This window comes from Streptococcus huangxiaojuni (genome assembly GCF_040930515.1).
Classification (GTDB): Bacteria; Bacillota; Bacilli; order Lactobacillales; family Streptococcaceae; genus Streptococcus; species Streptococcus huangxiaojuni.
Genome location: NZ_JBFQEG010000012.1, coordinates 45,770 through 56,408 on the forward strand (window position 1 = coordinate 45,770; position 10,639 = coordinate 56,408).

General features: G+C 42.4%; 10 protein-coding genes. All 10 read right to left on the reverse strand.

Going from position 1 to position 10,639, the window contains the following annotated elements:
• Nucleotides 1-327: 327 nt before the first annotated feature.
• Nucleotides 328-2,268 carry a beta-glucoside-specific PTS transporter subunit IIABC gene (locus AB3329_RS07645; protein ID WP_368395273.1) on the reverse strand — a complete coding sequence of 647 codons (1,941 nt, stop codon included), beginning with the start codon at nt 2,266-2,268 and terminating at the stop codon, nt 328-330.
• 220 nt (nt 2,269-2,488) lie between these two features.
• Entirely contained in the window at nt 2,489-3,325 is an 837-nt protein-coding gene (licT, locus tag AB3329_RS07650; protein WP_368395274.1) for a BglG family transcription antiterminator LicT, read from the reverse strand.
• A 141-nt stretch (nt 3,326-3,466) separates the two neighbouring features.
• Nucleotides 3,467-4,534: an ABC transporter substrate-binding protein gene (locus tag AB3329_RS07655; RefSeq protein ID WP_368395276.1), complete on the reverse strand. Its 1,068-nt coding sequence runs from the start codon at nt 4,532-4,534 to the stop codon at nt 3,467-3,469.
• A complete protein-coding gene (locus AB3329_RS07660; protein ID WP_368395278.1) occupies nt 4,527-5,306 on the reverse strand; it encodes an ABC transporter permease in 780 nt (259 codons plus the stop codon). Before AB3329_RS07660 ends, AB3329_RS07655 begins: the two co-directional genes overlap by 8 nt.
• Before the next feature lie 376 nt (nt 5,307-5,682).
• On the reverse strand, nt 5,683-6,486 hold the full coding sequence (locus AB3329_RS07665) for an ABC transporter permease (RefSeq protein WP_368395279.1): 804 nt from the start codon (nt 6,484-6,486) through the stop codon (nt 5,683-5,685).
• Complete coding sequence (locus AB3329_RS07670; protein WP_368395281.1) at nt 6,483-7,625, reverse strand: ABC transporter ATP-binding protein; 1,143 nt, start codon at nt 7,623-7,625, stop codon at nt 6,483-6,485. Before AB3329_RS07670 ends, AB3329_RS07665 begins: the two co-directional genes overlap by 4 nt.
• 25 nt (nt 7,626-7,650) lie before the next feature.
• Nucleotides 7,651-8,556: a UDP-N-acetylmuramate dehydrogenase gene (murB, locus tag AB3329_RS07675; RefSeq protein WP_368395291.1), complete on the reverse strand. Its 906-nt coding sequence runs from the start codon at nt 8,554-8,556 to the stop codon at nt 7,651-7,653.
• Between the two features lie 146 nt (nt 8,557-8,702).
• Nucleotides 8,703-9,200, reverse strand: a complete 498-nt coding sequence (gene folK / locus AB3329_RS07680; protein ID WP_368395283.1) for a 2-amino-4-hydroxy-6-hydroxymethyldihydropteridine diphosphokinase — start codon at nt 9,198-9,200, stop codon at nt 8,703-8,705.
• On the reverse strand, nt 9,197-9,559 hold the full coding sequence (gene folB / locus AB3329_RS07685) for a dihydroneopterin aldolase (protein ID WP_368395285.1): 363 nt from the start codon (nt 9,557-9,559) through the stop codon (nt 9,197-9,199). The genes folK and folB overlap by 4 nt, the downstream gene beginning before the upstream one ends.
• A 107-nt stretch (nt 9,560-9,666) precedes the next feature.
• Nucleotides 9,667-10,479 carry a dihydropteroate synthase gene (folP, locus tag AB3329_RS07690; RefSeq protein WP_368395287.1) on the reverse strand — a complete coding sequence of 271 codons (813 nt, stop codon included), beginning with the start codon at nt 10,477-10,479 and terminating at the stop codon, nt 9,667-9,669.
• Between the last annotated feature and the right edge of the window lie 160 nt (nt 10,480-10,639).

A 10,639-nucleotide genomic window follows, 5' to 3' on the forward strand; every position in this document is an offset into this window, starting at 1 on the left:
TTTGTCTGCTATACCCTCCTTCCTCTATTTCTGTGTAAACAGACGGTGACTGTTTACAGAAAACACAATATGCTTACAAAGACAGCTCAGCTGGATTAAAACCGTTTTATCTGTATAATAGAACCTGACTCTTTTCTTGTCCCAGTTAAGTTTATCATAGCTTTTTAAGACTGTTTTTGCAAACGCTTACCGTTTTTTCGTGGGATAATATCACTTTTCCTTACTTTTGTATAAATTTCAGAGAGTGAGAAAAAATTTGTCCCAACCTCTTTGTTCTAAGAGATTTAAAAATCACTTGACCGGCCGATCAAGTGATTTTATCTCTGTTTATTTTACAGCTGTCAGCAGATAATCTCCTGCAACAACATCTTTTTCTTGAGTTGTTAAGATATCAGTAAAGGCATCGCTGTTTGTAACAATAACTGGTGCAGTTACCGGCAAACCGGCAGCTTTAATCGTTTCAATGTCAAAGGACAGCAGTTTTTGTCCTGCTTCAACTTGGTCACCGACAGCAACAAAGGATTCAAATCCTTTACCATCAAGAGAAACAGTGTCCATACCAACATGAATCAAGAGTTCAGCACCATTTTCAGTCCGCATACCTAGGGCATGCTTACTAGGAAAGACTAATGTTATTTCAGCTTTAACTGGTGCCAGCACTTCGCCGATAGTCGGCTCAACGGCAATCCCTTTGCCCATAGCACCGGAAGCAAAAACTTCATCCGGAACATCAGCCAGATCAACAACTTGGCCAGTCAGCGGGCTGGAGAGGATTTCTTGTTTAATTTCTTTAAGAGGAGCCGCTTTTTGGGCTGATTCATTAGCATCAGATGCACCGGCTTCTGCAGCAGGTCCACCGTACAGATAAGGGATTTTGACAAACTGTGTCAAAATAAAACCGAGCACAAAGTTAGCGACAATGGCAATTAAGAAGTGAATCAGTGTCATGGCATTATCAGGCTCAATGAAAGATGGGATGGAAAACAGTCCTAATCCACCCATAACCTGCATATGCACATCAAAAAAGGCCAGATAAGCACCGGTAAGTGCACCGGATATACATGTCATGATGAATGGCAGTCGCATTGGCAGGGTAATCCCGTAAATTGCCGGCTCAGTGACACCAAAAAGAGCTGAAATGAAAGCAGGAATTGATAGCTGTTTAACCTTATCTTCCTTGGTTCTAAACATAATATTAAGGAGCGACCCGGCTTGAGCAAAACAGATAGCAGCTGTTGCAACCAAGATGACACCAGGTCCTTTTTGCAGTTCCAAGATAGCCAAAGGCACCAAGCCCCAGTGCAAACCAAACATAACCAGGACCTGCCACATAGCACCAAGCACCAGGCCGTAGACAACGGGACTGAATCCATAAATTCCTGTAAAGATGACACCAACCAGATCAGACGCCCAGCTCATCACCGGACCGATAGCTAGGAAAGAAAGCGGTACTGTGACTAAAATAGTAAAGAAAGGAACGACAAAGACTTTGACAACATCAGGGATAATTTTTTTGAAGAAGCCTTCGATTTTAGAGCCGATCCAAATAGCTACAATAATCGGCAGTACAGTCTGCAGATAGCTTGATGCCGGAAAGATAATCGGAAGCCCAAAGAAGGTCGCGTAAATCGGTGATTCGATAAAAGTCCCTTTAAATAGGGTGTACAGCGGCGTTTCGCCAGCAAAGCTGAGAGCGATATTGGGATAGACAAGTGCAAAACCAATAGCTAAAGCAGTGAACTGTTCCATTTTAAAACGCTTAGCTGCAGTCAGTGCCAAGATAAGCGGTAAAAATTGGAAAAAGCCATCCCCGGCTGCATTCAGAATAACATAGGCGCCATCAGTTTCAGGAACACCTACAGCCGCCATAACGGCTACTAAGCCTTTAATCATACCGGCTGCCGACAGGGCACCAAGCATCGGTTGGAAGAGGCCGGAAACAAGAGCGATAAAGCGGTCAAGAAGATTGCCTTGAGGAACATCTCCCTCATCAACATCAATACCGCCGCCTCCAGTAATTCCGGCTACTTCTGTTACTGCTGCATAAACATCAGGAACATGGTTGCCGATAACCACTTGGTACTGTCCACCTGCTTTGACCACAGTTACAATACCGTCTCGTTGTTTGAGATAATCATCATCTGCTTTGCTTTCATCTTTCAGTGAAAAGCGCAGACGGGTCACACAGTGAACCAGCTTAGCAATATTGTCTTTGCCGCCGACATGGGCAACAATATCCTGGGCTAATTCAGTATAGTCTTTTGCCATTATAGGTCCTCCTAAAATAGTTATTGGATAGCTCTTAAGGGCATAAGAAAAACCTAAATAAATACCAAACAACCTCAAAAAGCAAAAGTCCAGCTATGCTTTTGATGTTATCCTGCATATTTATTTAGGTTTTGCCTGCCTACCAGTAACAATCCTTATAATCTATCATAACAGATTTTTATATTTTTGCAAGCGCTTTTTTTATTTTTTTGCTTCTTCTCTAATTAATGGTATCCAGTCTTTGGAGATGAATGGTCAGATAGACCTGCTCATCCCGGCTCATAGGAAAATCGTAGCGCGTTTCAACGTAATGCTTGATCTTCTCCGAACAGAAAAATGCTTGAGGATAATTTTGCTTAACCTGCTGAAAAAGAAAGGCGTCGTTCTGACCTTGAACCAAACCGTTAACAACTCTTTGAGCAAAATACTGAACATGTGTCACAAAGCGATTGTAACTGACAGCATCTTCATCGGCTACTTTCCCGTAATGCAGACGGACAATGTCCAAAATAGCGGTGACAAGCCGTGTAATTTCTTGACCTTCCGCCAAGAGATTAGAGTCTTTTTGAGCATTGATGAAATGCAGGGCGATAGCAGATACTTCATCTTCCGGAACCTCTATCTGCAGCTTTTGGGCAAGAATATCCAAGGCATCGCGTCCGACTTGAAATTCCTTGGGAAAAAACTTGCGAATTTCCCATGACAAAGGATTAGGGACAGATAAATTCTCTGAGAGACGCTGAAGTGTGTAGTGCAAATGATCAGCTAAGGCAATATACAAAGAAGTATCAAAGACTGTCCCTAAAATTTCCTGACCATGCTCAATAATAGCCAGAACACTCTCAGTTTCCTCAGGGCTCAAGTCCACATATACACGGGACAGCTCATCTGCCTGCTGATTATCTTCCAGAATGAATTTTTTCTCTATCAAAGAAGAATCAAGAGATTGTCCTGCTTTTTTCTGAAAACCGAGGCCCTTTCCCATGACAATCATTTCTCTGCCTGTGCTGCTTTTGACTTGCACCACATTGTTATTATAAACCTTTTCAATTTTCATTCAAAGATTTACCTGTTCCTTTCAGACTTATATTATACGTATCATAGCAAATCTGCCTACTTTTTTCAAGATACTGCAAAAATGGACAAGCAAATTTCAGGAAGCCTGCTGCTTCCTTAGTCCTATTAATTTCGAACACTATTATTTTCGGTACATTTTTACCTGCAGATAGAAATCATTGTAAATGCCCAGCCAGTCGGAACCTAGATTATCATAGACCTCAAGATTATTCAAAACGGACTTATCGGGATAAAAAGCCAGATTATTTTTAACAGCATCCGGCAAAAGTGCTTCAGCAGCCGAATTTGGGGTCGAATAACCAATGTACTGGGCATTCTGAGCCGCATTTTCCGGCTCCAGCATAAAATTGATAAAAGCATAGGCTTCATCATAGTGCTTAGCAGTTTTAGGAATAACAAAATTATCAAACCATAAATTGGATCCTTCACTGGGAACAATATAGGCAAGATTAGCATTAGCCTCCAGCATTTCGCTAGCTTCTCCCGAAAAAGTCACACCGATAGCACTGTCTTCCTGGATCATATAAGTCTTCATTTCATCGCCAACAATGGCTTTAATATTCGGCACCAAAGCCTGCAGATGCTTTTCAGCTTCCTGCAGCTCTGCCCTTCTTTTCGTATTCAGACTGTAGCCAAGACTGTTCAAGCTAAAGCCTAGAACCTCCCGGGCGCCGTCCACAAGCATAATCTGATTTCTATACTCTTGACGCCACAAGTCATTCCAATGCTGAGGATAACTGTCCAAAAGCTTTTTATTATAAACAATGCCCACAGTTCCCCAAAAATACGGAATGGAGTAGTCATTAGTTTTGTCAAAACTCTTCCCTAAAAACTCCGGAGCAATATTATCCAGCCCCTTAAGCTTAGCTTTATCCAATTTGACCAGAAGCTCTTCATCTATCATCTTATCAATAATATAATCACTGGGAACTGCCAAATCATAAGTTGTCCCCCCTTGCTTTATTTTGGTATACATGGCTTCATTTGAATCAAATGTTTCATACTGCACTTTTATCCCAGTTCTTTCAGTAAAAGCAGTCAGTAAAGCCGGATCAATATAATCGCCCCAATTATAAATAACCAGCCTATCTGCGGCAGAACCAGACTGCTTTTGCATTAAGACTAAGAGTGACCAGAGCAGAAAAACAATTGCACAGATACCAAAGAGAAAAGAATACAATTTACGCATCCCTATCACCTGCTCTTTCCTGCGAGATAAAATAATAGCCGATAACCAAAAGAATACTAAAAAGAAAGACAACTCCTGAGAGCGCATTAATTTCCAGAGAAATTCCCTGCCGAGCCCGTGAATAAATCTCAACTGACAGAGTTGAGAAACTGTTACCCGTCACAAAAAAAGTGACGGCAAAATCATCTAAAGAGTAGGTGAAAGCCATAAAATAAGCAGCTATAATACTCGGAGTCAAATAAGGCAGCATGACTTCTTTAAGCATCTGCAAAGAAGTCGCTCCCAAATCATAAGCCGCCCGAATCATATCAGTATCCATAGCCTTTAAACGAGGGAGCACCATCAATACTACTATAGGAATGGAAAAAGCAACATGACTTAATAAAACCGAAAGCAGGCCAAGCGAAAAACCAACACGAGTAAAAAGCAGCAAAAAAGCTGCACCTATCATCACATCAGGAGCAACAAGCAAAACATTATTGAAAGACAGAAGCGCACTCTCATATTTTTGCTGCTTTTCCCAAATAAACATTGCACCAAATGTTCCAACAACTGTAGCCAGCAGAGAACTCAGAAAAGCCAAAAAGAAAGTCTGTACCAGAATTAAAAGCAAACGCTGATCAGCCAGCAATGTCCGATAATGCTCCCAAGTAAAACCGGTAAAACCATTCATATGACCAGCTTGATTAAAAGAATAAAAAATCAAATAAAAAATAGGCAAATAAAGAAGAAGAAAAACAAAAACTAAATAAACAAACGCAACTCTCTTCATCCACTTCACTTTTCTTTCTAAAACAAGATACAAAGGGCGTTAAGAACGCAAAGAGAAAATAGAAGCCTGACCGCTGAGTCACTAAAGACTCAAGAGAAGGCTATCTTTTTCTCACAGCGTTTAGCCCGTGTTCGATTCCACCAAGATACAAAGCCCGTTAAAAGAGCAAAGCAAAAATGACGGTAAGCCAGAAATCTTTGATTTCGTAGGCGCACCTCTGCCAAGGCGACTAGAAGGGTGCGGTCGGCTGATAAGACGATAAAGCCTTCAGAGGGCTACGGCTGACGGTAAGCCAGAAATCTTTGATTTCGTAGGCGCACCCCTGCCAAGGCGACTAGGACGGGTCAAGCAAGGGGAAGGGAACCATCTAGCTGTTTCACTTGGATTTGGTTTTATGTTCACTTGTCAGCCACATGACAGCAGCCATGGCAAGAATTAAAACAAGACCGATAGTTGCCCCCATTCCCCAGTTTTGTGTTGTCAGAAAATGCTGTTCAATAGCCGTTCCCAGAGTAATAACACGATTTCCTCCAATCAGTCTGGTTAGCATAAATAGACTTAAGCTGGGAATAAAAACAGACTGAATCCCGCTTCTGACTCCATTGAGGGACAGCGGCAATATAACTTTTTGAAAGGTCTGCAGCTCATCAGCTCCTAAATCCCTGCTGGCATTCAGCAAATCCTGATCAATAGCGTCCAGAGCGTTAAAAATCGGCAATATCATAAAAGGAATTTCAATATAGGTCGCAACAAATAAAAAAGAAAAGTCTGTAAAAAGAAGCTGCTTAGGCCCGATACCAATAAAGGTCAAAAAGTCATTGACCGCTCCCTGCTGGCCAAAAATCCCCATAAAAGCATAAGCTTTGAGCAGCAAATTAATCCAAGTCGGCAGCACAATCAGCATCAGCCAAAGCTGCTTATGTTTCAATTTCCTCAAAATCAGGGCTGTCGGATAAGAAATAAGCAAGGCTGCGCAGGTAATCAGGGCAGCATATAAAATGGAGTTCAGGCTCATTCTGAGATAAGTCCATGACCCAAAGAAGGTTTGATAATTGGCTAGAGTAAACTGCCCCTCTACATTAAAAAAAGACTGATAAATCAGTAAAATCAGCGGTGCTAAAACAAAAAGAAAAAGCCAGAGAAAATAGGGCAAAGAAAAAAGATTAAAGCGTGTTTTCATTTTTCCCCTTTCGCAATGGCATTAAGCAATCCTTCTTCATGTTCATCCAAATCAACATACTCTTCAATCCGAGCTTCAAATTCTGCCTTGCTTTCATTAAGCCGCATAATATGAATGTCTTCCGGACGAAAATCCAGACCGATAACTTCGCCTTCGATAGCCTTACGGGTGGAATGAATCAGCCATTCATTATTCAATTCATCATGGGCAATAATTTCATAATGAACACCGCGAAAGAGCTGAGTATCGACTCTGACCTGAAGTTTCCCTGCTTTGGGCAAGGTAATCTGTAAATCTTCCGGCCGAATAACCACTTCGACTGCCTCCTGAGGCTCCATTCCGCCATCAACTGCTTCAAAGCGCTTACCGTTAAACTCAACCAGATAGTCAGCAATCATCGTTCCCGGCAAAATATTGGACTCACCGATGAAAGTCGCCACGAAATGATTAATAGGCTCATCATAAATATCAACAGGACTGCCGGCCTGAACAATCTCACCATCATTCATGACAAAAATCCAGTCACTCATGGCAAGTGCCTCTTCCTGATCATGCGTCACAAAAACAAAAGTAATGCCCAGCCGCTGCTGCAGGGTCCTAAGCTCATACTGCATTTCTGTCCGAAGCTGTAAATCCAAAGCTGAAAGAGGCTCATCCAGAAGGACAACTTTAGGACGGTTGACAATCGCTCGGGCGATGGCAACGCGCTGCCTTTGTCCGCCGGATAGTTTTTGAATCCGTCGTTTTTCCAGTCCTTCCAATCGGACCAGCTGCAGCGCTTCTTGAACACGCTGGGTGATTTCCTGCTTATTCAATTTTTTTAGCTTCAAGGGGAAGGCAACATTTTCAAAGACTGTCATATGCGGAAACAGAGCATAGTTTTGAAAAACAGTATGAACATCACGCTTATGCACAGGAACATCATTAATCCTCCGGCCGTCCAGATAAACATCGCCGCTGGTCACATCCAGTAAACCGGCTATAATATTCAAAATGGTTGACTTACCGCTTCCTGAAGCTCCAAGCAGTGTGTAAAACTTCCCCTTTTCCAATTCAAAATTAATATTTTTTAAAACAACTGTTTCGCTGTCTTCAAATACTTTTGTGACATTCTTAAAAGCAATGATTGGTTCAGTCAAGTCTCACAGTTCCTCCATAGACAATCTACCACTGTTTTTTCTCGCCGATAATTCTTACCTCCGGCTCCAGCCGAACCCCTGAATGAGCTTCCACTTTCTCAATGACATCAGCAATCAAATCTTCATAGTCCTGAGCGGTTCCCCCAGCAACATTAACCATAAAACCAGCGTGTTTGCGGCTCACTTCAACACCACCGATCCTATGACCTTTAAGACCGGCTTCACTGATCAGCTGGCCGGCAAAATAACCTAAAGGCCGTTTAAAAACCGAACCGCAGGAAGGGTATTCCAAGGGCTGTTTTAATTCGCGCAAATGGGTTAAACGGGCCATTTCCTGACTGATTAGCCTATAGTCCCCAGGTTTTAAAGCAAACTTAGCCGAAATAACAACCTCACCGCTGGCCTGAACGGCTGAACGCCTATAGCCAAAGCGCATATCCCGATTGTCAATCGTTCTGACATCTCCGTTTTTAGTTAGGACCTGGGCTGACAGAAGGATATGGGCAATCTCACCGCCATAAGCACCGGCGTTCATAAATACAGCACCGCCGACACTTCCCGGAATACCACAGGCAAATTCAAAACCTGTTAAACTGTGAAATTTTGCAACACGGGTGGTTTCAATAAGATTCGCTCCTGCTTCTGCTTCAATGATATAACCGTCAACTGTTGTCGTATTTAATTTATCAAACATAATGACAAAGCCGCGAATACCGCCATCACGAACAATAATATTGCTGGCATTCCCCAAAACCATCCAGTCAATCCCTTGATGATTGGCATATTTAACCACTCTGGATAATTCATAGCGGTTGCGCGGAAAGGCTAAAAAGTCAGCCGGACCGCCTACTTCAGTATAGGTATACTTTTTTAAAGGTTCGTTGACACGGATATCTATCCCTTTTAATTCATTCTCTAAAAAATCAAACATTTTTCTCAATTCTGTACTTCTCTGCTGTGATATAAAATTGGTCATCACCGATTATCATTATAGCAAAAAACACCTTGTTTGGATATAGCTTAAAAATAAGTTGCAAGATTCTTTTTTCATGCAAAAAACGGTCTTACAGACTAATGCTAACCTTTATCACATGATTGATCACTTATTTTTTTCACCCCAGTTACGTCCAAACCGCTGATATAAGTTTTAAGCGGAACCCCCTCCAAAGTCAGATAAGGTGCTATCTCTTCCAAAGGCAGCAGCACAAAGGCCCTTTCTGTCATGTAAGGATGGGGAATCTGAAGATTGTCTTGGGCAATTACGGCTTCCCCGTAAAGCAGCAGATCAATGTCAATCGTCCGTGCACCCCAGTGCTCATGGCGTACACGTCCTAAATCTTCTTCAATCTTTTGGCAAGATAGCAGCAGGTCTTGAGGGGGCAAGTCCGTTTCAAGTTTACAGCAGAGGTTGAGAAAGTCAGGCTGGTCTGTTTTCCCCCAAGGAGCTGTTTCATAAAAGGAAGAGCAGTCAGTCACCTGCGTAAGCGGTAAAGCATCCAATGCTGCAAGAGCATGGCAGAGATAGGACTTTCGCTCTCCCAAATTGCTCCCTAAACTTAAGTAAACACTTGTCATGTCCGGCTCCGTTCCAATTCAACCCCGACAGCTGAGTAATGCCCGTTAATCGGCGGATTCTTCTTACGTATTGTCAGTTTAACCGTCTGAACTGGCAAAAACTGCCGAAAAATATCAGCAATAATAACACCGGCTAATTTTTCCAGAAGCTGGTATTTTTCATGTTCAACATGCTTTTTAAGGCAGTCAAACACCATACCATAATGAACAGTATCTGTCAGACGGTCTGTTTGAGAAGCCTTTTCTAAGTCAAGAGACAGTGTACAGTCAACAATAAAAATCTGTCCCAGCTTTTGTTCCTCAGTAAGGGCACCATGATAGCCATAAAAATGGCAGCCCTGCAAGTATATTTTATCCATAATCCTCTTCAAAACTAAACAGCTGACGCCCTCTTAATCCATCAAACAGCAAATAAACCGTTATCTGACTTCAGACAGCCGCTAAAATCCATTATTGCCAATCTTCTTTATTCCTTAAAAGGAGACAGCTGGCTGATAGCCGTAACAATATCACGGTTGGCCTCAACATTGTGCACCCGAACCATACGGCAGCCTTTTTGCAAAGCCCAGGCCGAAAGGCCAGCTGTTGCCATGTCCCGTTCAGAAGGCTTGGTTTGGCCGCCTAAAAGGTAGTCGACAAACCGCTTGCGGGAAACGCCGAACAACACCGGATAACCGAGCTGACAAACTTGATCTAAACCTTTCAGCAATTCAAGATTCTGCTCAACATTTTTTGCAAAACCAAAACCGGGATCAAGCCAAATATTTTCCTTACTAACCCCAGCTGCTAAAGCAGCCTCGGCACGTTCAGATAAAAAGCGGCAGACATCCTGTGTCACATCGCTGTATATTTCCTCTTTTTGATTATGCATCAGCATAATAGGAACATTTTTTTGAGCTGCCAAAGTCAGCATATTCCCATCATAAAGACCGGCCCAGACATCATTTATAATATCGGCACCGGCCTCTAAAGCAGCTTGAGCAGTCTCGCTTTTATAGCTGTCAATACTGATTAGACAGTCAAAATTTTCTTTGATGGCTTTAATAATCGGCAAAACACGGCGCATCTCCTCATCTGCTGATACAAAATCAGCCTTAGGCCGTGTAGACTCGCCGCCGACATCAATAACTGCCGCACCGGCCTCCAGCATTTTCCGAACTTGCTTTAATGCTGAATCAACATTCAAATAATTCCCGCCATCCGAAAAAGAATCCGGAGTGACATTTAACACCCCCATGACACAGGCGTTACCTGAAACATTATGACAACCAATCCTCATCTCTACACTCCATAGTAAGATACAAAGCCCGTTTAAAACGCAAAAGGAAAATAGGGGACTGACTGACGAATCGCCAGATTCTAAGTCAGGACATCTTTTTCCCGCAGCGTTTAGGGCGTGTTCAATTAACAAGATACAAAGCCCGTTTAAAAATCCGTAT